This is a genomic window from Desulfovibrio sp. 6_1_46AFAA (assembly GCF_000224635.1).
In the GTDB taxonomy this organism is placed as follows: domain Bacteria; phylum Desulfobacterota; class Desulfovibrionia; order Desulfovibrionales; family Desulfovibrionaceae; genus Desulfovibrio; species Desulfovibrio fairfieldensis.
The window spans coordinates 171,309-193,818 of record NZ_JH114304.1 but is presented as its reverse complement, the minus strand read 5'-3'; the positions used below and the strand labels follow the sequence as shown (position 1 = coordinate 193,818).

At 61.0% G+C, this 22,510-nt stretch carries 18 protein-coding genes; 14 read left to right on the top strand and 4 right to left on the bottom strand.

Annotated elements, in window-relative coordinates:
- Nucleotides 1–305: IS200/IS605 family transposase (tnpA, locus tag HMPREF1022_RS13540; protein ID WP_035061949.1), on the bottom strand; the 305-nt coding region annotated here is incomplete at its 3' end.
- A gap of 200 nt (nucleotides 306–505) precedes the next feature.
- Entirely contained in the window at nucleotides 506–1,546 is a 1,041-nt protein-coding gene (locus tag HMPREF1022_RS13535) for a bifunctional methionine sulfoxide reductase B/A protein (RefSeq protein ID WP_009303534.1), read from the bottom strand.
- Between the two features lie 155 nt (nucleotides 1,547–1,701).
- Here HMPREF1022_RS13535 and HMPREF1022_RS18290 point away from each other — a divergent pair, with 155 nt between their 5' ends.
- The 14 genes from HMPREF1022_RS18290 (at nucleotide 1,702) to hydF (ending at nucleotide 18,716) form a co-directional block, all read left to right on the top strand.
- Nucleotides 1,702–1,851 (top strand): hypothetical protein, encoded by a 150-nt coding sequence (locus HMPREF1022_RS18290; protein ID WP_156802996.1) that lies wholly within the window; start codon nucleotides 1,702–1,704, stop codon nucleotides 1,849–1,851.
- A gap of 325 nt (nucleotides 1,852–2,176) precedes the next feature.
- Complete coding sequence (locus tag HMPREF1022_RS13530) at nucleotides 2,177–3,292, top strand: TRAP transporter substrate-binding protein (RefSeq protein WP_009303533.1); 1,116 nt, start codon at nucleotides 2,177–2,179, stop codon at nucleotides 3,290–3,292.
- 124 nt (nucleotides 3,293–3,416) lie between these two features.
- The gene (locus tag HMPREF1022_RS13525; RefSeq protein ID WP_009303532.1) at nucleotides 3,417–4,001 is read left to right on the top strand and encodes a TRAP transporter small permease subunit; all 585 of its coding nucleotides are present in this window, start codon (nucleotides 3,417–3,419) and stop codon (nucleotides 3,999–4,001) included.
- A gap of 34 nt (nucleotides 4,002–4,035) precedes the next feature.
- Entirely contained in the window at nucleotides 4,036–5,358 is a 1,323-nt protein-coding gene (locus tag HMPREF1022_RS13520; RefSeq protein WP_009303531.1) for a TRAP transporter large permease, read from the top strand.
- A gap of 59 nt (nucleotides 5,359–5,417) precedes the next feature.
- Complete coding sequence (locus HMPREF1022_RS13515) at nucleotides 5,418–6,134, top strand: hypothetical protein (RefSeq protein ID WP_009303530.1); 717 nt, start codon at nucleotides 5,418–5,420, stop codon at nucleotides 6,132–6,134.
- A gap of 264 nt (nucleotides 6,135–6,398) precedes the next feature.
- A complete protein-coding gene (locus HMPREF1022_RS13510; protein WP_008685265.1) occupies nucleotides 6,399–7,550 on the top strand; it encodes an iron-containing alcohol dehydrogenase in 1,152 nt (383 codons plus the stop codon).
- Nucleotides 7,551–7,619: 69 nt separating this feature from the next.
- Nucleotides 7,620–9,152, top strand: a complete 1,533-nt coding sequence (locus HMPREF1022_RS13505) for an aldehyde dehydrogenase family protein (RefSeq protein WP_009303529.1) — start codon at nucleotides 7,620–7,622, stop codon at nucleotides 9,150–9,152.
- A 232-nt stretch (nucleotides 9,153–9,384) separates the two neighbouring features.
- Nucleotides 9,385–10,086 carry a Crp/Fnr family transcriptional regulator gene (locus tag HMPREF1022_RS13500; protein WP_009303528.1) on the top strand — a complete coding sequence of 234 codons (702 nt, stop codon included), beginning with the start codon at nucleotides 9,385–9,387 and terminating at the stop codon, nucleotides 10,084–10,086.
- A 516-nt stretch (nucleotides 10,087–10,602) separates the two neighbouring features.
- Complete coding sequence (locus HMPREF1022_RS13495) at nucleotides 10,603–12,675, top strand: methyl-accepting chemotaxis protein (RefSeq protein ID WP_009303527.1); 2,073 nt, start codon at nucleotides 10,603–10,605, stop codon at nucleotides 12,673–12,675.
- 506 nt (nucleotides 12,676–13,181) lie between these two features.
- Nucleotides 13,182–14,591: a [FeFe] hydrogenase H-cluster radical SAM maturase HydG gene (gene hydG / locus HMPREF1022_RS13490; RefSeq protein WP_008685260.1), complete on the top strand. Its 1,410-nt coding sequence runs from the start codon at nucleotides 13,182–13,184 to the stop codon at nucleotides 14,589–14,591.
- Nucleotides 14,592–14,611: 20 nt separating this feature from the next.
- Complete coding sequence (gene hydE, locus HMPREF1022_RS13485; RefSeq protein WP_232221611.1) at nucleotides 14,612–15,652, top strand: [FeFe] hydrogenase H-cluster radical SAM maturase HydE; 1,041 nt, start codon at nucleotides 14,612–14,614, stop codon at nucleotides 15,650–15,652.
- Nucleotides 15,653–15,679: 27 nt separating this feature from the next.
- On the top strand, nucleotides 15,680–16,936 hold the full coding sequence (locus HMPREF1022_RS13480; protein WP_008685258.1) for a [FeFe] hydrogenase, group A: 1,257 nt from the start codon (nucleotides 15,680–15,682) through the stop codon (nucleotides 16,934–16,936).
- An 8-nt stretch (nucleotides 16,937–16,944) separates the two neighbouring features.
- Nucleotides 16,945–17,319, top strand: coding sequence for an iron hydrogenase small subunit (locus HMPREF1022_RS13475; RefSeq protein WP_008685257.1), 375 nt, complete (start codon nucleotides 16,945–16,947; stop codon nucleotides 17,317–17,319).
- Nucleotides 17,320–17,465: 146 nt separating this feature from the next.
- Complete coding sequence (gene hydF / locus HMPREF1022_RS13470; RefSeq protein WP_008685256.1) at nucleotides 17,466–18,716, top strand: [FeFe] hydrogenase H-cluster maturation GTPase HydF; 1,251 nt, start codon at nucleotides 17,466–17,468, stop codon at nucleotides 18,714–18,716.
- A gap of 1 nt (nucleotide 18,717) precedes the next feature.
- Here hydF and galE read toward each other — a convergent pair whose 3' ends face one another.
- On the bottom strand, nucleotides 18,718–19,704 hold the full coding sequence (gene galE / locus HMPREF1022_RS13465; RefSeq protein WP_009303525.1) for a UDP-glucose 4-epimerase GalE: 987 nt from the start codon (nucleotides 19,702–19,704) through the stop codon (nucleotides 18,718–18,720).
- Between the two features lie 401 nt (nucleotides 19,705–20,105).
- Entirely contained in the window at nucleotides 20,106–22,427 is a 2,322-nt protein-coding gene (locus tag HMPREF1022_RS13460; RefSeq protein WP_009303524.1) for a sensor domain-containing diguanylate cyclase, read from the bottom strand.
- Nucleotides 22,428–22,510 lie beyond the last annotated feature (83 nt).

The following is a 22,510-nucleotide window of genomic DNA, read 5'->3' as shown; positions in this document are numbered from 1 at the left end:
CCAAATTTGTACTTCAGGTTTGCATGCTTATCGAAAATCATCAATGAGCTTTTTCCTTTCAGGTACCCCATGAAACTTGATACACTGATTTTTGGAGGAATACTCACCAGCATGTGCACATGATCCGGCATGAGATGGCCCTCGATAATTTCAACACCTTTATATTTGCATAAGTCCTTAAGAATTTCTCCGATACTTTCTCGAATGTTGGCAAATATTATTTTCCGCCTGTATTTTGGAGAAAAGACAATGTGATACTTGCACAACCATTTTGTGTGGGCTAAACTTTGAACTCGAGTTCCCATATAAAAACACCTTTCCCTTAAAAATTACGATGGGCTTGAACAACTCTATCGTATGGGAAAGGTGTTTTTTGTATAACAAATTATTTCCACCCGCATAGCGGGTGGATTTCTGTTTCGCTCGCAAACGCTCGCTCAACTGGCTAAAGCCCCTTACCAAAAAGCCCTCGCGATGACGGATCGCGAGGGCTTCAATGTTTCAGCTATTCCGCCGGACTGCCTTCGGCACGGCGCTCAAAACGCGGCACCGCCAGATGACAGGCTCCTCTGCCGGTGCGCTCCGCGAAGCGCTGGTGGTAGGCTTCCGCCTCATAAAAAGCCCCGGCCGGGCGTAATTGCGTCACCACCTTGTAGCCCAGCTCCCTGAGCCGGGTCATGAGCTTTTCGGCCACGGCCTTCTGTTCCTCATCCAGATAAAAAACGGCCGAGCGGTATTGCTCGCCCACATCCGGACCCTGGCGGTTAAGCTGGGTGGGATCGTGGATCTCGAAAAAACGGCGCAGAACCTGCTCATAGGTGACTTTCGACGGGTCGAAGGTCACCCGCACGGCCTCGGCGTGCCCGGTGTCGCCCCGGCTGACGTCCTCATAGCCGGGCGCCGGGACATGTCCGCCCGTATAGCCGGAAACCGCCTCACAGACGCCGGGCAGTTTGTGGAAAGCATCCTCCACCCCCCAGAAGCACCCCCCGGCCACAATGGCCGTGCCCGTGCAGGCCGCAACGGCCTTGGCGCGGGCAAAGGCCGCCTTTTCCTCCTCGCTGCCCGCGGGCGCGAAACTCATGGACAGGGAATTGACGCAATGGCGGGTATTCTTGTCCGTGAAGCCTTCGCCTTCAAAAACATGCCCCAGATGCCCGCCGCAATGCGCGCAGAGAATTTCCACCCGTTGCCCGTCGGCATCGGGCACGCGGCGCACCGCGCCGGGCACGGCGTCGTCAAAACTGGGCCAGCCGCAGCCGGATTCAAATTTGTCCTCGGAGTGGTAGAGCGGCATGCCGCACTGGCGGCAGATGTAGGTGCCCGCCGCGTGATTGTTGAGATAACGGCCCGTATAGGGGGCCTCCGTGGCCTTGCGCAACAAAACGTCAGCCTCCCGCTCGCTGAGCGGGGGCATGGGATGTCCGGTATTCATGGCTGCCTCGTCGGACGCGGCCGCTGCGGCCGCCATGGCCGGGACAACCAGCCAGAGCAGCAGAAAAAGCGTGGGCGCGCGCCGGGATATGCTGAAGATGAGATAGGACATGTGTTTTCCTTGCGGCTTTGGCAGTCTGCCAGGCCGCGCATAGAAGGTCTCGTCCGGACGGTGCAATGCGCCGTCCATGTATCACAGAATATATCCGCTCCGGCAGCGAGGCAATGCCCCTGGCTTCACCCCCAAGGCAATCGAATGAATATCCGATGATTGAGGCATTCATTCAATTGCCTGTCTTCAACCCCAATAAACACTATACCATGCGGGGATTATTTGTCGGCAGCGGCGCGGATGCGACCCGCGCCATAGCCCGTGAAACGGCAAACCACATTCCGCAATCAATGAAAGCGCTCTAGAAATACATATCTATATATGATTAATTATAATATATAGTTATTGCTTGAGAATTCGTAGGGCTACACGTCCTCCATCTAAAAAAAATCCTGCAATGTCGCATTTGCGATATCGCGCACACTCGGGAAAAGCTATTTTACCGTTAAAGATTCCCTTGTCTCGTTTGTACCGCACCTAATGGGCGCATATCATAACAGTCCGCGGAATGACGCTGTTCTTCTTCAACAACAATGCAAAAGGCCGGATTCAACGCGGTAAGCCCCGCGAAAGGAGGAACAAAGCAGACTGTATAAATTTAGCCCATCAACCCATAAACGAGGAGTTGTCATGAAGAAGCTGTATTTAGTATTGTTAGCCATGGCTCTGGTGGTTTCCTGCGGGTTTTCCACGGCATCGGCCAAGACCTACGAGTTGAAAATCCAGACCTCTCTGGCGACCTCAAGTATGTACTTCAAGACGCTGGAGCGTCTGAAGAAAAACATTGAGGAACTCTCTCAGGGCCAGATCAAGGTCGAACTGTATGCCGACGGCGCAATCGTCAAAAACTTCGAAATATTCGACGCCGTGAGCGAAGGCCTGGTCAACGGCGGCATGTGCTGGACGCACTGGGCGTCGGGCAAGCATCCCGCGGGCACGCTCTTTTCAGCCCCCATCGGCGGTCTGGGCTACGGCCTTGACCAGATGGCGCAGCTTTCCTGGATGTTCGAAGGCGACGGCATCAAGCTGCTCAACGAATATTATCAGGACATCCTGAAGCTGGACATGATGTCCTGGCCCGTATTGCCCATGGGCCCCGAATGTTTCGGCTGGTTCCATGAAAAATACACGTCCCACACCCAGATCAACAAGCTGACCTTCCGCGCCCCTCCAGGCGTGCCCGCAGAAGCTTTTAAGGAAATGGGCATGCCCGTCGTGTCCATGGCCGGCGGCGACATCATTCCCGCCGCCCAGCGCGGCGCAATTGACGCGGCCGAATGGATCGCTCCCGGCGAAGATATTGTGATGGGCTTCCCCGAAATCTGGAAGCACTATTATCTGCAGGGCCTGCACCAGGCCATTTCCATCGGCGACGTATATATCAACAAGACATGGTTCGAAGCGCTGCCCAAACACCTCCAGATGGTGGTCAACGTGGCCATGAAGGCCTGCGTCACCGATCAGCTGCTCAACGGCATCAAGGTCAACTCCGAAGCCCTGGAAAAGATGGTGCGCGAAAACGGCGTGGTCATCGAGGAAACTCCGGCCGACTACTATCCCGCTTTCATGAAGGCGGCCCGCACAGTCATAGCCAAGTACACCAAGGATCCTTTCTTCAAAAAAGTGCACGACTCCCAGATCGCCTGGGCAAAGCTCACCGTGCCCTTCCAGGTGCGCTCCAACGGCCTGTATTACATGATGGGCAAAACCGCCATGGATGAAGGTATCATCACCGACTACAAGTAAACCGCATGCCCGGCGCGCGGGAGCCCATGCCCCCGCGCGCGCCCGACGGCACGCGTCGTCAGCTCTTCAGCCCGACCCGACGCCGCGCGAAAAAGCGCATGCCGGACTGTTTCAGGAGGACGCAATGTCTCAATCGCTTGAACTGGCCATGGCGCGGGTAGCGCCGGGCCCCAAAAAAATCGTCGCCGCCGTGGACAGGTTCAACACCGGCGTGGGTAAGCTGACCTCATGGCTGGCCATCCCCATGATGCTTTCCGTGATGTACGAAGTGATCATGCGCAACGTCTTCACCGCGCCGTCCATCTGGGCCATGGACATGGCCATGATACTCTACGCCATCCACTTCATGCTCGGCTCCCCCTACTGCCTGCTGACCGGCAACCACATCCGCACGGATTTTTTCTACCATTCCTGGTCGGTCAGAACCAAAGCCGCCGTGGACCTGGCCAACTACATCATTTTCTTCTTCCCCGCGCATTTGGTCTTTTTGTATATCGCCACCGCGTATGCCTGGAAGTCTTTCATCCAGAACGAGGTTTCCGTCACCAGTCCGTGGATGCCCGTCATCTGGCCCGCCAAAATGGCTATTCCGGTATGTGTGGCGCTGACCCTGCTGCAGGGCATCTCTGAGGCGATCAAATGTTATTACCGCTGGAAAACCGGCCAAAACCTCTGGAACAGCGAACAACTCGGCGAGGCCAAGGACTAGCCGCCGGTCAGGGCATCTGAAGGAGATCACCCTCATGGATATATCAAATGAAATGCTGGCGGTCCTGTCCATCATCTCCATGTTCGGCCTGTTCTGCACGGGCTTCCCCATTTCCTACACCATGATTTTCAGCGGACTGCTGTTCGGTTTTCTCGGCTTCGGCAAATTGGTCTTCCATTTGCTGACCATCCAGTTCTGGCAGGTCATGAGCGACCCAGTCATGGGTGCGATCCCCTTCTTTCTGCTCATGGGTTATCTCCTGGAAGGCGCGGGGCTCATGGACAGACTGTTCCGATCATTCCAACTGTTGCTGGCCCGCCTGCCCGGCTCCCTATATGGAGCCATCAGCCTGACGGGCACTATTTTTGCCGCAGCCACGGGTATTGTGGGTTCTTCGGTCAACTTGCTCTGCATCATGGCCGAACCCTCCATGCGCCGCAGCGGCTACGACATCCGCATGGGCGCGGGCTGCATAGCCGCCGCCGGAACACTGGGCATCCTCATTCCGCCCAGCATCATGCTGGTGGTGCTCGGTCCCATCATGGGCCTGCCCATCACGGACCTTTTTGCCGCCGCCATCCTGCCCGGCCTTCTGCTGGCCGGTATCTACGTCGCCTATTCGCTGATCAAGTGCGCCATCTGGCCCCAGTACGGGCCGCCCCTGCCCAAAGAAGAACGCGCCGCCAGCATGGCCCTCGTACTCAAGGAGCTGCTCATCGGCGCGGTGCCCCTGGCCATCCTCATTTTCTCCACCCTGGGCAGCATCCTCTGCGGCATCGCCACGCCCACCGAGGCTTCGGCCTGCGGCGCATTCGGCGCGTTGGCTCTGGTCATCGTCTACCGCAAGTTCACCTGGAAAGGGCTGGCCAAGGCCCTGCACAGCACCATCCTGCTTTCGTCCATGATCCTGATCATGATCGCCTCCTGCAACTTCTTCGGTTCCGTCTTTTCCCGTCTGGGCGGTGCCGTGGCCCTTTCCAACGCCCTGCTGGGCATGGACATCGCCCCCATGTTCATGCTGTTTCTGATCATGGCCATCATCTTCTTCATGGGCTGGGCCATGGAGTGGGTGCCTATCGTGCTTATTCTGGTGCCGCTGCTTATCCCTGTGGTGGAAGCCATGCAGTTCGACAAGCTCTGGTTCTGCCTGGTGGTGGCCGTGACCCTGCAGACATCCTGGCTCTCGCCGCCTGTGGCCCTTTCCTGTTACTTCATCAAGGGCAGCCTGCCGCACTGGCCGCTGAATGACATCTATAAGGGCATGTTCCAGTATATCGGCTGCCAGTTGGTGGGGCTTATCCTGATCATTCTGTTCCCGGCCATCGTGACCTGGCTGCCCAATTATCTAAAACAATAAGCAGATACCGTGCGCGGTGGAAAATTTCCGCCGTGCACGCCGCAACGCACGGAGTGCCCATGCGCGTTACCACCATTCTGCCGATTCTCTACTGCCTGCTTCTGGCCGGTATGCTCTTCCGGCCAGCGGGCGCCCATGCCGCGCCAAGCGCCGCCCGGACCTGCGCCACGGCATCGGAATGCGCCGCCCCGCAGCAGGCCGCGCCCAAGCTTTTCGCTTCCTACACCTTCGGCCTGCCACGGGCGCAGGCCATGAAACTGCCGGGAGCAGCGCCGGGCAAGGGCGACTTCGCCGGGGACGTCCTGCTGCCTGAAGCCGACTTTGCCGGACTGCCCTGGAGCGTGCGCCTGGAATTCCGCCGGGATGCTCTGGTGCGCGTAAGCCTCGTGGAAGCCTATACCGGCAAACGACTGGAGGCGGTCAACAACAGTTTGCGGGATATGGGATTTGAAATGCTGGCCATGCTGGCGGACGGCGTCCGTCTTGACTTCGTGGCCGCCCTCAAGGTTGATGGTCCCCAAGGCCTGCAAGGCCGCATCGAAAAACTGCATAAAAAGGAAAATCCGAATCGAATGAGTTACGCCTGGTTCGACACCCGAAAGATGAGCCGCGAAACAAAAGTCACGGCGCGTAATCTCTCCGAACTCCTGCAGGTGGTGGCGGCTGAAACGCGTGAAGCGGAAGTGACCCTGCTGGGCGACGGCAAGGGCGGTGTTGCCAATATACTAGTGGATTTCAGCCTGCCGGTGCTGGAGCTGCAGACCTATAACCATTAGAGCGGAGTCATTTTCCAAGGTAAACCGCTCCAAGCAGACCCGTTTTTATGGTGGCTGAGAGGCCCGCCCGGCAACTGACCGGGCGGGCCTCTTTCTTTTTGAAATTATTCTAATGGCCAGTTTCCGACCTTTTCTCCGAAAAAAAGACGCGTGTCGCATTTGCGATAGAAAAACGGACCCAAAAAGCAAAAACATGATGGAAACCGCCGGAAGGTGGAAAGCCTGCCGCCGGGATCACTTCAGTATCAGGAGGAGAGCAAGACTATGTTTTCGAGTTTCCAAACTGTTGAGCGGGTGGTGTACGGCCGTGGCGTCGCGGCGAAACTGGGCGACGAGGCTCTGCGCCTCGGCTGCCGCACGGTGGCAGTGATCACGGACAAAGGCCTGGTGGACGCGGGCATCCATACGCCGCTGATGGCTTCCCTCAAGGGCGCGGGCGTGGAAGCCCTGCTCTATGACCAGGCCGAGCTGGACCCCACCCCGGCGTCCATTGAAAAGGCCGCCGCCTGGGTCAGGCAGAACAAGGTGGAACTGCTGGTGGGCCTGGGCGGGGGCAGCGCCCTGGACAGCACCAAGGCCACGGCCCTGCTGGCCGTGCACGAAGGCCCCATGAGCCGCTATTTCGGCCTGCACAAGGTGCCCTCGGCCTGCATGCCCACCATCCTGATTCCCACCACGGCGGGCACGGGCAGCGAAATGACCTCCAACGCGGTGCTCAATGACCCGATCACCGATTCCAAACAGGGCACGGTCAGCGACTATCTCTACGCCAAGGTGGTTCTGCTGGACCCCGAGCTGACCGCGGGCCTGCCGCCCTTTTACACGGCCATCACCGGCCTGGACGCCCTGGTGCACTGCATCGAGTCCTACGTGAGCCTGCACGCCACGCCCTTTACGGACGCCCTGAACCTCCAGGCCATGCGCATGATCTCCGACAATATCCGCAAGGTCTACGCCAACGGCGGCAATATGGAAGCGCGCGAGCAGATGCTCTACGGCGCGGCCATCAGCGGCATGGGCTTTTCCAACACCCAGAACGGCATCATCCACGCCCTGGGCATGTCCGTGCCCTCGGAGCACCACATCCCCCACGGCCTGATGATGGCGGTGTGCGCGCCCATGGGCATGAGCTTCAACGCCCTGGCCGCGCCCGAAAAATTCGCGGTCATCGCCGAAATCCTGGGCAGCGCCCCGGCCGGGGCCTCAGTGCGCGAAAAAGCCAAAAGCGCCGCCGCGGGCTTCGTAAGCCTCATGGACGACCTGGGCATCAAGCAGGGCCTGTCCAATTACGGCATCCGCCGGGAAGAACTGCGCGGCGTGGCCGAACTGGGCGCGGCCTACAAGCGGCTGATGGACAGCAATCCGCGCAAGGGCACTGCCGACGTGCTGGAGAAGCTGCTGGAGCAATTTTACTGAGAACACCCGACGCGGCACACCCTCTCCGCGCACAACACGCAACCGCCCTCAGGGGCACAGGAGCAGATCATGTCCGACTTTCCCTACGTCAAGATCAAAAACTTCATCAACGGCCAGTGGCGTGAAGAAGCAGGCACGCCGGTCAAGCCTTTGTACAACCCCTCCACCGGCGAACAGATCGGCGAAGTGCCCATGTCCGGGGCGGATGCCTGCGAAGCGGCCATCGCCACGGCCTGGGAGGCCTACCAGACCTGGCGTGAAGTTCCGGTGGCCAAGCGCGTGGCCTATATCTTCAAGCTGCGCGAGGCCATGATCCGCAATCACGAAAAACTGGCCCAAGGCATTGCCTGGGACCAGGCCAAGCACATCTCCGAAGCGCGCGGCGAAGTGCAGCGCGTCATTGAGATTCTGGAATCCGCCTGCGGCACGCCTTCCCTGATCCAGGGCGACATTCTGGACCAGGTCTCGGGCAGCATTTCCGTCAAGGTCGTGCGGCAGTCCCTGGGCGTGTTCGGCGGCGTGGCCCCCTTCAACTTCCCGGCCCTGGTCTTCGGCTGGTTCATCCCCTACGCCATCGCGGCGGGCAATACCTTCATCTTCAAGCCTTCCACCCAGTCGCCCTACTTTATGCAGCTCATCTGCGAGCTCTTCCAGGAAATCGGCCTGCCCGCGGGCGTGGTCAACGTGATCCACGGCGACCGCTCCATTCCCGGCACCTGGTATGAAGACCCGCGCATGGCCGGGGTCTGCCTAGTGGGTTCCACGCCCACGGCCAAAAAAATGGCCGAGGGCTGCGCCAGGGGGGCCAAGCGTTCCATGCTCCTGGGCGGGGCCAAGAATATGCTTCTGGTCATGGAAGACGCCAATCTGGACATCTTTGTGAACAACTTCCTCAACTCCTGCTACGGCTCGGCCGGGCAGCGCTGCCTGGCCGGGTCCATCGTGGCCGCCGTGCCTGAAATCTACGACACGGTCATGGAGCGCATTCTGGAAGCCTCCAAAACCGTCAAGGTGGGCGACGCCTTTGATCCCGACGTCTACATGGGACCGCTGATCTCCCGCGCAGCCGCCGACAATGTCGCTAAGTACGTGGACATCGCCCTTGCCCACGGCAATTGCGAACTTATTCTTGATGGGCGCAATCCCGTCCTGCCCGAAAAGAACAAAAACGGCTTCTTCGTGGGGCCCACCATCATCAGGGACGTGACTCCCTGCAACCCCCTGTTCACCACCGAAGTCTTCGGGCCGCTGGTAGCCACCATCAAGGTGGCGGACATGGACGACGCCCTCAACCTGATCCGGGCTTCGGAATTCGGCAACGGCGCGTGCATCTTCACCCAGAACGCCTATTACATCGAGCGCTTCAGCCGTCTGGCCGACGTGGGCATGGTGGGCGTGAACGTGGGCATCTGCGCGCCGCATCCCTATGTGCCCTTCGGCGGCATCAAGGGCTCGCTGCTGGGCACGGACAAGGTTCAGGGCAAGGACGGCCTGAACTTCTTCACCCAGAACAAAGTCACCACCGTGCGCACACATCATCCCAAGGGGCAGGCGCCCAAGCCCGCCGCCAATACATCAATACGATCCTGCGTGGCATCGTAACAGCGCATCGCGCTTACACCTGTCGCCTGACGGCGCGGCACACCGCCGGCCGTCAGCCGCCGGTCTTCCCGGCAACCGGAAGTTGACGGCAATGCACCCCGCGACAGGTTCACGGCGCGGATTCGATGGGGAATCCGCGCGGAGCGACGGGACATTCCCAGAACCCGAACGCTTCAGGCCGCGCCATACGCGGCGGGAGGGGAAAACCCCTCCCGCCGTTCCGGAGCAGTCTATGACAATCCCCGCTCAGACCCCGCCCGTCGGCTCGACCGATGGGGAAATGGCCCGCATCGGGCATGTGGCCGACCTCAACAAGCCCTGGGAGGACGTGCTGCGCTACGCCGTCAGATCCGTCTATCCCAAGGACGCCGTTATTCCACACCAGAAGACCAGGGGCATGTACTACCTGTCCCGTGGCTCGGTGGGCATTTTCTACACCTCTTCCTGCGGCCGCGAACGGCTCACCTTGTGCATCGAACCGGGCTGCCTGTTCAATGAAGCGCGCACCCTGGCCGGATACAATCCCGAGGGACGCTTTGTCTGCACCTCGGAGTCCGAAATCTGGCGCTTTCCGGAAAATCTGCTGGAGGACGCCGCCTTTATCCGCGATCACCCGGTCCAGATCGCCAATCTGCTGCGCTCCATGGGCATCAAGATGCTCATCCACTATACCTTTCTGGCGGACATGGGCACCGGCCGCCACGAAATCCACCTCTGCCGCTTCATCCTCAGCCTGGCCCGCAAAAACAACAGCCAAAGCGCCTTTCCCTGCCACATGACCCAGCAGGAAGTGGCCGATCTGCTGGGCATCCACCGGGCCACCCTGGCCCGCGCCCTGCAACGCCTCAAACAGCACGGCGTGATCTCCTCCTTTACCGCCCGCAAAGTCCAGATCAGCGACTGGAATCTGCTGCTCTCCCTGGCAAGCCGCTGAGACGGGCCGCCTCCGCGCGGCCCGCTTCACCCGCCGGGCGCGGATCAGGGCGGCGGCTGCGCATTGCCGTAGATAAATCTATACGTATATGCAGCAGTATCTTCAGGGTACAGGCTGAAAGATTACTACACATAAAATGTGCGATAGATTGAAAGCCAAAAAGATGCATTCAATACTATCTTTCAGCGATATAGAAAACTATGTATACCATATGCAGCGCGATTGATATATTTATAAATAATGATTGATACATTTTTTAGATTCATCTTGCAACGACACATATTTTCTTATACGTTCCATAAATGTACATAATGTACATATACCTATGCTGCGGGACACCCCCCGGCACGGGCCCGCGCAATGCGCGGCGCGCCTGAGCCGCCGGGAGGCGCCCGGTTCCCGCATTTTTTTCATCCCGACATCAGAGCCGGAACAGGTCCCGCGCCGGAACGCCCGCGCGCCGGGCCGACGTCATTACGACGACGCCCCGGCGACAGCGCCTTACAGGAGCAGACAGTGACCATACGCGCCAAACTCATCAGCCTTATGGCTTCCTTCATCGCGGCCATCGTGCTCGTGGTGTCCTTCATGGCCTACTACGCCTATAAGGACAGTTACCAGATCGCGGTAAGCGGCTCAAAAACGACCGTCCAGAGCGTCACAAACTATGTTTCGCTCTTCTTCAACACCGCCGAGGACAACAGCGCCTTTCTGGCCGGGCTGCCGCAGACAGCCGAAGCGGCCGGGCACCTTCCCTCCCATGTCGGGCTGAGCGCGTCCAAGACCCACACGCGCCGGGAAATGAGCCCCCAGGCCCTGGAGCTGGACAAGATACTGGAACAGCTCGCCGAATCCAGCGCTTCCTACCTGGCCGTGGGCCTGGGCTCCACGGACGGAGGTTTTCTGGAGTATCCTCCCATTGCCTATCCCGCGGGTTTCGATCCGCGCAAACGTCCCTGGTACCAGTCCGCCGAGGACAGCGGCACGGGCGCGGCCTATTCCGTTTATCTGAACGCGGCGGGCACGCCCGTGTGTTCCTTTGTGCATACGGTCAAGGACGGCGGCGGGATCACAGGCGTCTCCTACATCGAGGTGAGTCTCGCCACGCTTTCAAAAAGCATTTCCGCCATGGAGATCGGCCGCACCGGCCGTCTGACCCTTATTGATCCCAGCGGCATCATCGTGGCGACCCGCAACGCCGAAGCTCTGTTCAGCAAGGTGGCGGACAAAAAAATGCCCGGCCTCGACACGATCTACGCCATGCCCAACGGCGTGCACATGGCCGAGGTCAACGGCCGGGACGTGCTGGTCAACATCTTCAGCGACCAACGCGGCTGGAAATACGTCTACGCCATCGACGCGGATGAGGTTTTTGCAGGCACCTACGCCATGCTGCGGCTCAGCGTGATCTTCTCCCTGGTCATGGCCGTGGCGGTCTTCATTCTGGGCGCGCTCATTCTGCGCAGCATCAACCGCCCCCTGGGACTGCTCAGCAGCACTTCCGAAACCATTGCCGACGGCGACATACAGGCCGCGCTGCCCGACAGGGCGCTGTTTTCCGGCGAACTGCTGAGTCTGTACGAAAGTTTTGCGAAAATGCTCGCCCATATCAACGAGACGCTGCGCCGTTCCCAGGAAAGCGAACAAAAAGCCCACAGTGAGGAAGAAAAGGCCCGCGCCTCCATGTTGCGGGCGGAAGAGGCGGGCGCGGCGGCCCAGGCCAAGACCACAGCCATGCTGGGCGTGGCCGAAAGCCTGGATAAGGCCATCCGGGTCATTTCCGACGCTTCCGGCGCGCTTTCGGTCCAGATCGAGCAATCCGACCGGATCGCCTCCGAATCGGCCCGAAGCCTGACCGAAGCCGCCACGGCCATCAATGAGATGAACGCCACAGTGCAGGAAGTGGCCCGCAATGCCTCCACCACGTCCCGGTTCTCCGGCGAGACCAGGGCCAAGGCCGAAAGCGGCGCGCAGGTCGTGCATCAGTCGCTGCAAAGCATTGAGCGGGTGCACGCGGTTTCGCTGGAATTGCGCACGGACATGGAGCGACTCAACGAGCATGCCGGGGCCATCAGCCGCATCATGACCGTGATTTCCGACATTGCGGACCAAACCAACCTGCTGGCCCTGAATGCGGCCATTGAGGCCGCCCGCGCGGGCGACGCCGGGCGCGGCTTTGCCGTGGTGGCTGACGAGGTGCGCAAACTGGCCGAAAAAACCATGGCTTCCACCCACGACGTGAGCAGCGCCATCCAGGCCATTCAGGAAAGCACCAACAAAAGCATGGCCTCGGTGGAAAACGCCGTGCTCCAGATTGACAAGGCCACGGGCTTTGCCAATGACTCCGGCCACGCCCTGACCGACATCGTAAGCACCGCAGAGGCCACGGCCGACCAGATTCAGGCCATTGCCGCGGCCAGCGAGCAGCAGTCCGCCGCCTCGGAGGAGATCAACGCCAATATCGAACGGGTCAACAACATGGTCGGCCAGACCGCCGAAAGCATGGCGGAAGCCGCCGGGGCCGTGGCCGGGCTCGCGGCCCAGACCGAGGGCTTGCGGGCTCTGGTGGCCCGGATGCAACAGCAGTAGCCATCCCCCTGTTCCCTGACACCCTCCGGCCCGGAGCGGGCATGCGCAGGCCCATGCCCGCTCCGGGCAATACTTTCCCATAATTTCCCCGGCCCATACCGTAATCGGGCGTGGGAAGCATAAAATTTGTGACACGTAATTGACAAAAGTAACACGAGATGACATATCTGCAAGGGAGCAACCGTATGCATGCCCCGCCGCCCGGAGGCGGCCTGCCCGCAGAGAATTTTTTTAAACCAATGGTGTTACTTTTTTAAAAAAGATAACACAACAGTATAAGGGCTCCTGTCGCCTGTCCGGTATTTGACGGCAGGTTCCGCACAGCATCTTTCCGGGTATTGCGAGACGTCGCTTTCGCGGGGGCGTGAGCGTAACGGCGGCTGCTCGCATATCGTAACACGAAATTTTAAAATGTAATACAAAAAACAAACCGCCTGAGCGTCAGGCCGCTTGTCCTGAAACCCACTAATCGGCGGTTCAGCGACCGCTGCCAGCAAGGGGATGCCATGACGGGGAATATTGCGGATACCAGGGCCACATGGTTGGACGACGCTACGATAGAACGCGTGCTTGCCTCCTCCTGTAGCCGCGAGGACCCGGCGCGGGCGCGCGAGGTCCTTGCCAAGGCCAGGGAACTGAAGGGGCTCTCGCTTACGGACGTGGCCGTGCTGATGGGCCTTTCCTCTCCGGAATTGACGACGGAGCTGTACCACACCGCCAAGGCGGTCAAGGAAGAAATTTACGGCAACCGCATCGTGCTGTTCGCTCCGCTGTATATCTCCAATCTCTGCTCCAACGAATGCCTGTACTGCGCCTTCCGGAAATCCAATACCGAAGTGACCCGCCGCGCCCTGAGCCGGGACGAGATACTTGAGGAAACCAGGATCATCCTGCGCCAGGGGCACAAGCGGGTTCTGATGGTGGCGGGCGAGGCCTATCCCGGCAGCGGCATCGACTATGTGCTGGACGCCATTGACGCCATTTACGAGGCGCGCGAGGGCGGCGGCAATATCCGCCGGGTCAATGTCAATCTCGCCCCGCTTTCGGTGGAGGACTTCCGCCGTCTCAAGGAACGGCATATCGGAACCTTCCAGCTTTTCCAGGAGACCTATCACCGGCCCACCTACGAAAGCGTGCACTTGGCGGGCCCCAAGCGCGACCTGGACTGGCGGGCCTCTTCCTTTGACCGCGCCATGCTGGCGGGCATCGACGACGTGGGCATGGGGCTGCTCTACGGTCTCTATGACTGGCGTTACGAAACCCTGGCCCTGATGATGCACATCGCCCATCTGGAAGAGCGCTTCGGTGTGGGCTGCCATACCATCAGCGTGCCGCGCATCGAGCCCGCCGTCGGTTCCGACCTTGCGTCCCGGCCGCCGCATGCCGTCAGCGATCAGGATTTCCTGAAGCTGGTGGCGATTCTGCGCCTGGCGGTTCCCTATACGGGCCTGATCATGTCCACGCGCGAAAATGCCGCCATACGCGGCCTCACCCTGGAACTCGGCGTTTCGCAGATCTCGGCGGGCAGCCGCACCAATCCCGGCGGCTACAAGGAAGACAGTCAATTTGAGGCGGCCCAGTTTCAGCTCGGCGACCACAGAAGCCTGGCCGAGGTGGTGAAGGATCTCGGGGACCACGGTTTCATCCCCTCCTTCTGCACGGGCTGTTACCGCCTGGGGCGCACGGGCAAGGATTTCATGGATCTCGCCAAACCCGGCCTCATCAAGGCCAAGTGCGCGCCCAACGCCCTCTCCACCTTTGAGGAATATCTGCTGGACTACGCGGGGGAGGAAGAGCGCCTGGCCGGTGAATGCGCCATTGCCGCCTCTCTGGACGGCATGGAGGAGCGCACCCGCCGCGTCTCGGAAAAGCTGCTTTCCAAGGTGCGTTCCGGCCAGCGGGACGTCTACTGCTGAGCATGGACAAGGATGCGTCTGTGCGCCGCGAGGACATCCTCAAGCTTCTGTTTGCAACGCCCTATGCCGAATTGCGGCACCGCGCCGCGCGGATAACGGCACGGGAAAAAGGCTCGCATGTTTTCGTGCGCGGGCTTGTGGAATTCTCCAACGTCTGCCGTCGCAATTGCCGCTACTGCGGCCTGCGGGCGGCCAACAGGCAACTCGTGCGCTATACGCTTTCCAAAGACGAAATAATGGAGACCGCAACCGAAGCCGTGACCGCGGGCGCGGACACCATTGTGCTGCAAGCGGGCGAATATGCGGTGCCGCCGCAATGGCTGGCCGGGGTAGTGGACGCCATACGCCGCGACCTGCGCGTGCCGGTGACCCTCAGCGTGGGGGAACAGCCCCGGACGGCCTGCGCCCTGTGGAAGGAAGCCGGTGCCGCGCGCTTTCTGCTCAAGCATGAGACCGCCGACCCACGGCTGTATGCGCGCCTGCACCCGGGCCACACGCTGGCGGAACGCCTCGCAAGCCTGCGTATGCTGCGGGAGCTGGGCTATGAAACGGGTTCGGGTTTCATGGTGGGCCTGCCGGGGCAAAAGCCCGAATCCCTGGCCGACGACATTCTGCTGGCGCGGGAGTTGCGCGTGTCCATGTGCGGGGTGGGGCCGTTCATTCCCCAGGCGGATACGCCTTTGGGAACCCGGCCCGGAGGCACGGCGGCACTGACCCTGCGGGTCATGGCCGTGCTGCGCATCGCGCTGCCCCGGGCCAACATTCCCGCCACCACGGCCCTGGCTACGGTGGATGCGGTCGCGGGCCAGAAGGAAGGCCTGCTGGCCGGGGGCAATGTGCTCATGCCCGGCTTCACGCCGCCGAGATACCGTGAGCACTACCGCATTTACGACAATAAAAACCGCGTGGATACGGCAGCCGCACGCATGGCCGTCGAGGCCGCCGGGCGCACGCATACGCTCGCATCGCCGCCGGAAAGCGAGGAAAACCCGGCGGCCGCCGGAAGAAGCATGAACTGTTCATCGCCGCCCGTGCGGGCGCGACTGACGGATGGAGTCTGATTCACCTGTTACCGCCAGGAGGTTGGAATGCCGCGTATCGTCATGGAGCATATCCAGTATGAGCCCAATGTGCCGCCACAGGGGGCCGACGGCGACAAGATGTTTTTTGTGCAGGTTGATGCGGAAAAATGCATCGGCTGCGACACCTGTCAGGAATATTGCCCCTCAGGGGCGATCTACGGGGAAACCGGCGCGGCGCACGAGGTCGCCTACCCCGAAGCCTGCATCAACTGCGGGCAGTGCCTGACCCATTGTCCGGAATTCGCCGTTTATGAAGTGCAGACCTGGGTGCCGGAACTGCAAAAGAAGCTTCAGGACAAGAGCGTCAAGTGCATTGCCATGCCCGCTCCGTCGGTGCGCTACGCCTTGGGCGAGGCTTTCGGGCTCGCGCCCGGCAGCGTGACCACCGGCAAGATGCTCTCGGCCCTCAAAGCCCTGGGATTCGCCCATTGCTGGGACACTGAATTCACCGCCGACGTGACCATCTGGGAAGAAGCCTCGGAATTTGTACAACGCCTGGGCGAAAAAAAGCATCTGCCCCAATTCACATCCTGCTGTCCGGGCTGGCAGAAGTATGCGGAAACCTTTCACCCCGACCTGCTGCCGCACTTTTCCTCCTGCAAATCGCCCGTGGGCATGAACGGCAGGCTGGCCAAAACCTACGGCGCGGAAAAGCTGAACTATGCTCCCGAACAGATCTACACCGTGTCCATCATGCCCTGCATTGCCAAAAAATATGAAGGCCTGCGTCCCGAGCTGGCCGCCGACGGCCTGCGCGACATCGACGCCACGCTGACCACCCGCGAACTGGCCTACATGATCCGGCAGGCGGGCATAGACTTCAGCAAGCTGCCCGAGGGGCAGCGCGACAGCCTGATGGGAGAATCCTCCGGCGGCGCTACCATTTTCGGGGTGTCCGGGGGCGTCATGGAAGCGGCTTTGCGCTTCGCCTACCAGGCGGTGACCGGCCAGCGTCCGGAATCCTGGGATTTCAAACAGGTGCGCGGCCTCAAGGGGATGAAGGAATACACGGTGACCATCAACGGCATTGAGCTGCGTCTGGCCGTTGTGCATGGGGCCAAACGCTTTGACGCGGTCTGTGAGGAAGTCCGCGCCGGGAAGTCCCCGTATCATTTCATCGAGTTCATGGCCTGTCCCGGCGGCTGCGTCTGCGGCGGCGGCCAGCCCCTGATGCCGACCCTGCTGGAATACGCGGAGCGCAAGGCCTCCAGCCTCTACGGCAGTCTCAGGAAACGCCTTGCCGATATGAACACCAACGCCTAGGGGGCCATATGTCCATACTGACGAGCACAAGACGGGGATTTTTAAAAGGCGCGTGCATTCTGTCCGGCGGCCTCTTGCTGGGTGTGCGCATGGTCAACAAGGCCTATGCGGGAGCCAGAGAAATCAAGGACTACATGCGCGACCGCGTCAACGCCGTATACGGCGCCGACAAGACCTTTCCCAAGCGGGCCTCCCAGGACAACGCACAGGTCAAGGCCCTTTATGATTCCTGGCTCGGCAAGCCGCTGGGCCATAAATCGGAAGAACTGCTTCACACCAAATGGTTCGACAAATCGGAAGGCCTCAAGAAGCTTACGGCTTCAGGCGCGTACCCCAATCCTCGCCACAAGGATTTCGCGGGCAACGCCTATCCGTATGAATAAGCGCCGGGCTCTTCCGCCCAAGGGCTGATACGCACAGCCCCACCCAGACCCCGGCCGGCGCGGTTTTGCCCAATCGCGCCGGCCGTCCCGGTTTTCCCGGTCGCTCGCCGCCGCGCAACCGGTCCCTTTTCGCAAGGAGTCCACCCATGACCGAAGCGCCCAAGGGCCTTCGCCTGCACATTGCGCTTTTCGGACGCCGCAATGCGGGCAAGTCTTCATTGCTCAACGCCCTGTCCGGACAGCCGGTGTCCATTGTTTCGGATACGCCCGGCACAACGACAGACCCTGTTGAAAAAACGCTGGAAATGGCCCCGCTGGGGCCGGTGGTCTTTCTGGACACCGCCGGTCTGGACGACGACGGCGAATTGGGCAGATTGCGCGCGGAGCGCAGCCTGGAGATCATGCGCCGGACCGACGTGGCCCTGCTGGTGACGGACGGGCGGATCTGGGGGCGGACCGAGGCGGCTGCGGCCGCCCGGCTGCGTTCCCTGGCGATTCCCTTTGTGGTGGTGCGGAACAAGGCGGACGCCGATTCCGGCGCGAAGGAAACAACGGATGCCCCCGACAGGCCGGAAGGCCTGGACGCCGCCGTGCCCGTCATACGCGCCTCGGCCCGCAGCGGTCTCGGCCTGGACGAGATACGCGCGGCCATCGAACGCGTCGCGCCGGAAAGCGCCCTGCGCCAGCCCCCGCTGCTCAGCGATCTGCTGCCGGAACAGGGCGTTCTGCTGCTCGTCGTGCCGCTTGATACGGGCGCGCCTCGGGGGCGGCTCATTCTGCCCCAGGTGCAGGCCATTCGCGACAGCCTGGACGGACGCAAAATCTGCCTGGCGACGACGGACAAAGACCTGCCTGCAGCGCTGCTGCGCCTCAAAGAAGCCCCGGATCTTGTGGTCTGCGATTCCCAAGTGGTCCATGCGGTGGACCGGGAGACGCCTTCGGACATCCCCATGACCACCTTTTCCGTGCTCATGGCCCGTTTCAAGGGGGATCTGCCAGCTCTGGCCCGTGGGGCCGCCGCACTCGGACGACTTCACCCCGGTGACAGCGTGCTGATTCAGGAGGCCTGCTCCCACCATCCGCAGCACGACGATATAGGTCGCGTCAAGCTGCCGCGCCTGTTGCGCGGGCTGGCCGGGGGCGAGCTGCATTTCAGGATGGCCGCGGGCAAGGAATTTCCGGACTCCGCCGGAGACTGCGCGGCCGTCGTGCACTGCGGCGGCTGCGTCATCACGCGCGGGCAGATGCTGGCCCGGCTGCGCGCCGCGACCGAGGCGGGCTGCCCTATGACCAATTACGGTCTGGCCATTTCCCTGGCGCAAGGCGTGCTGGCCAGAGTGCTTTCTCCCTTTCCGGACGCTTTGCGCGCTTACCGGAAGGCCCGCGCGCAAGCCTGACTCAGTCGTCGAAGCCGTGGGGATGCGTGCAATGCCATTCCCAGGCCGAGGCGATGATGCCCTCAATGTCCACCCTGGGCTCCCAGCCCAGTATCTCCCGCGCGCGCTGCGCAGAGGCCACCAGCCGGGCCGGATCGCCCGCCCGGCGCGCCCCCGCGCGCACCGGAACAGCGTGGCCCGTGACCCGCCGCGCGGCCTCAATCATCTCCCGCACGGAAAAGCCCCGGCCGTTGCCCAGATTGCAGATGACGCTTTCGCCGCCGCGCCGCAGGTAATCCAGGGCGCGCATATGGGCGTCGGCCAGGTCCATGACGTCCAGGTAGTCCCGAATGCAGGTGCCGTCGGGCGTGGGATAGTCCTCGCCGAACACCGTGATATGTTCGCGCAGGCCCAGGGGCACCTGGAGGATCAGGGGAATGAGATGGCTTTCCGGCCGGTGGTCCTCGCCGATGGCTCCGCCGGGCAGCGCCCCGGCCACATTGAAATAGCGCAGTACCACGGAGCGCATGCCGTGCGCCAACCCCACCCAGCGCATGATGTTTTCCATCATCAGCTTGCTTTCGCCGTAGGGGTTGGCGGGCCGGGTGGGGTCGCTCTCCTCGATGGGCACGCGCCGCGGCTCGCCGTAGACCGCCGCCGTGGAGGAAAAGACGATCTTGTCCACGCCATGCCGCCGCATGGCTTCCAGCAGCATCTGCATGCCGTGGACATTGTTGTTGAAATAGGCCAGCGGCTTTTCCATGCTCTCGCCCACCAGAGAACTGGCCGCGAAGTGGAGCACCGCGTCGATGCGGTTTTCGCTGAAGACCCTGTCCAGGGCCTCGGGATCGCGAATGTCGCCTTCATGAAGGCGCACGCCCGCAGGCACGGCCCGGCGATGGCCGGTCAGGAAATTGTCGATGACCACGGCTTCCTCGCCGCGGGCCAGCAGGGCGCGTACATTATGCGAGCCGATGTACCCGGCTCCGCCGCAGACCAGAATCGCCATGCTTCTTCTCCCTCTTTATCAGGCTTGCGTCAGTTGCCGCGCGCTGTCGTCAAATAATCCACCCCATAAAAATCCCGCTGAAGGCCGCTGCGGGCCTTCGCTCATACGCGGGTCCGCCACACAGTGCTGGACCCGCTGCAATTTTGGCCCGTAACGTCCTCTTTGGCAAGACGGAGCGTGAGATGGAACACGGCGTGTCAAAACAAGGGGGGCGGCCACAGTGTAAACGCCGCCATCGGTGTGGGCGCAGGCCGCGTCAAAGACAGTCGGATATGATGCCAATGAAAAATCTGCTGTGTTTTTTGGATGACGGGCAAGCTGTCGCGCAATCCGGGGGAAATACGGCCGCCCGAGCCGGATGGACCGGCGTCGAATCCGCGCCCCTGTACCACTGTCCGGCCCTATGCTTCGGCGGCATCCCCGCCGTTTTCAACATCCGGCGCGGCGTCGATATTCGCATTGACCACGCTGGCTCCGGCCGGGGGCGGCAATGCGCCCGCCTCGCGCATTTCCGCATAGAAGACACAGCCGTTTTTGCCCATATGCTTGGCCTGATACGTGGCCTCATCGGCATGCTGGTAGAGTTCCGCGAAGCTGCGCCCGTCGCCGGGGGCGCAGGCCACGCCCATGCTGGCGGTCAGCACGCAACGGTTTTCACCCTCGCCCCATTCCGTGCGCAGTTCGCCGCCCAGTTTGGCGGCCCGCTTGCGGATATGAAGCATGCTCAGCCGCTCGGTACAGAAGACCAGAAATTCGTCGCCGCCGATGCGCCCCACAATGTCCGCGGAACGAAAATTCTGACGGATGATCCGGGCCATGGCGCAGATGGCCTGATCTCCCACGGCGTGGCCCAGACGGTCGTTGATGATCTTGAAGTTGTCGAAATCGATCATGAACAGCGCATAGCCGCCCGCCGCCCCGTCCAGGTTGTGACGGTCAAGGAAACGGGCGATGGCCTGTTCCGTGGCCAGCTTGTTGTACATGCCGGTGGCGCTGTCGCGCGCGGCCTGATTGCGCAGGGTGAGCTCCAGGTTCTTCTGGTTGTCGATGTCCGTGATGATTCCGATGACGTAGATGGGCCAGCCGCTGTCGTCCATGATGTTGGAGGCTTCGATCCTGTACCAGCGGTACAGGCCGTCCACGTCGCACAGACGCATTTCCGCCACGCGCTTGGTCTGCTGCAGAGCGTCCTGGAAGTCCCGCAACGCGTCCCGGTCGTCCGGATGCACCGGAATCTGGCTGCCGTCCGGGTCCGGCTCCAGAATGTTAAAGGCCGAACCGAAAAGCTGCATCCAGCGCGTGCTGCAATAAAAGTCGCCGTTGAGCAGGTCCTGCTCAAAAATGCTGATATCGTGCTGCTCAAGAATGAACTGGTAGCGCTCGTCGGAAATACGCTGGGCCTGCTGTATTTCCTTGTTGCGCGTAATATCGAAGACAATGCTTGCGATATAGGGCTGACGCCGTTCGTCATAGGCCAGGGTGCCCTTGTTGTAGAGCCAGACCAGATTGCCGTTTTTGGCCCTGGTGCGGTACTCCACATCAATGGCCTTGCTCTGTTCCAGCTGCCGGGAAATGGTCAGCAGAACCTCGTCGCGGTCTTCCTCGTAAATGGTGTTGGCAAAAGTATTTTCGTAAATGCGCTCGAACTCTTCCCGGCTGTAGCCCAGCAGATCCAGATAATTCCGGCTGAGAAACAGAAACGTGCCGTCCACGCCGCTGACCTTCTGAACTCCGCCGGAAATATTGGCGATAATGGCGCTGTATTCCTCCTGCTGGCTGCGTATCTTGCGGTGGGAACGGCGCTGGCTGTACATGAGATAGAGCAGCAGCAAAACGGCGATGACCGTTACACGCAGCATCAGCGTGCGGGTGACGGCATTCTGCTGGTCGATGCGCTCATTCAGAACGCTTTGCGGCAGAATGGAAACCAGCTGCCAGTCGTTTTGCGCCAGAGGCACGCGGCTCATATAAAAGGAATAGCCGGCGCCTTTGAAATGCAGCACCCTGTCGCCGCTGCGGCGCATGTCCTTGAAGAAATCCTGTACCTGGGAGACCGTATGCGGCGATTGCGTCTGCCTGAAGCGCCTGATCAGGTCGTCCAGATCCCGTCCCTGCGGCAAAGCGCCGAAAAGCACATGGCCCTGGCTGTCGAAAACCAGGTTTGAGGTCCGGCCGTCAAAGGCCCTGGTTTCTATGCTGGCCTGCAAGGCGTCAATATTGATGCCCGCCACCAGCACGGCCCGGACCTTGCCCTCGCGCGTCACAGGTACGGCCAGAGCCAGCACCCGGTTGCGGTCGAAGGTGGCAACCATGTCGGAGGAAACGCCCACGCCGTCGTGCAGGGCGCGCTGGAAGTAGGCGTCCGCGCTGAAGTCGAGCTCTTTGTCCAGAGCGGAAAAGCCCTTGCCGTCCGGCGCCAGAATGCCGAAATTGCGGATGCTCGGTTCCAGCAGCAGGCCGAAATTCTCGGCATTTTCTCTGGTGACCGGATTTTCGCAGGAAGAAAGCAGACGGGCTACTCCCTCCAGATCGCGGAAACGTTCCTTGAGCTGGCGCTGAAAGTTCTCCGCCGCGTAATGCGTGGATTCCTGCAGGCGCTGGGTCAGAGTGGTGGTAATGTCCTGTTTGGTGCTGGCGTTGTAGTCCCGGATGGAATAAAGCAGCCCCCCGAGCAGCGCGGCGAGGAACAGCGCGGAAACTATGGCGGTGGACAATTTGGACATGCGGCCATCCATTACAGGCATTGCCATCCGAAAACCTTCCGCCGCGGCGCGGCACCCGCAAACAGCGAGCCGGTCTTCCCGGG

Bases quoted from the DNA above. Each gene is read 5' to 3' on its own strand.
- HMPREF1022_RS13505 (WP_009303529.1), top strand. From the start codon at position 7,620: ATGTCCGACTTTCCCTACGTCAAGATCAAAAACTTCATCAACGGCCAG.
- HMPREF1022_RS13520 (WP_009303531.1), top strand. From the start codon at position 4,036: ATGGATATATCAAATGAAATGCTGGCGGTCCTGTCCATCATCTCCATG.
- HMPREF1022_RS13480 (WP_008685258.1), top strand. From the start codon at position 15,680: ATGCCGCGTATCGTCATGGAGCATATCCAGTATGAGCCCAATGTGCCG.
- HMPREF1022_RS13525 (WP_009303532.1), top strand. From the start codon at position 3,417: ATGTCTCAATCGCTTGAACTGGCCATGGCGCGGGTAGCGCCGGGCCCC.
- HMPREF1022_RS13510 (WP_008685265.1), top strand. From the start codon at position 6,399: ATGTTTTCGAGTTTCCAAACTGTTGAGCGGGTGGTGTACGGCCGTGGC.
- HMPREF1022_RS13535 (WP_009303534.1), bottom strand. From the start codon at position 1,546: ATGTCCTATCTCATCTTCAGCATATCCCGGCGCGCGCCCACGCTTTTT.
- HMPREF1022_RS13515 (WP_009303530.1), top strand. From the start codon at position 5,418: ATGCGCGTTACCACCATTCTGCCGATTCTCTACTGCCTGCTTCTGGCC.
- HMPREF1022_RS13460 (WP_009303524.1), bottom strand. From the start codon at position 22,427: ATGTCCAAATTGTCCACCGCCATAGTTTCCGCGCTGTTCCTCGCCGCG.
- hydG (WP_008685260.1), top strand. From the start codon at position 13,182: ATGACGGGGAATATTGCGGATACCAGGGCCACATGGTTGGACGACGCT.
- HMPREF1022_RS13500 (WP_009303528.1), top strand. From the start codon at position 9,385: ATGACAATCCCCGCTCAGACCCCGCCCGTCGGCTCGACCGATGGGGAA.
- hydF (WP_008685256.1), top strand. From the start codon at position 17,466: ATGACCGAAGCGCCCAAGGGCCTTCGCCTGCACATTGCGCTTTTCGGA.
- HMPREF1022_RS13530 (WP_009303533.1), top strand. From the start codon at position 2,177: ATGAAGAAGCTGTATTTAGTATTGTTAGCCATGGCTCTGGTGGTTTCC.
- HMPREF1022_RS13475 (WP_008685257.1), top strand. From the start codon at position 16,945: ATGTCCATACTGACGAGCACAAGACGGGGATTTTTAAAAGGCGCGTGC.
- galE (WP_009303525.1), bottom strand. From the start codon at position 19,704: ATGGCGATTCTGGTCTGCGGCGGAGCCGGGTACATCGGCTCGCATAAT.
- HMPREF1022_RS18290 (WP_156802996.1), top strand. From the start codon at position 1,702: ATGATTGAGGCATTCATTCAATTGCCTGTCTTCAACCCCAATAAACAC.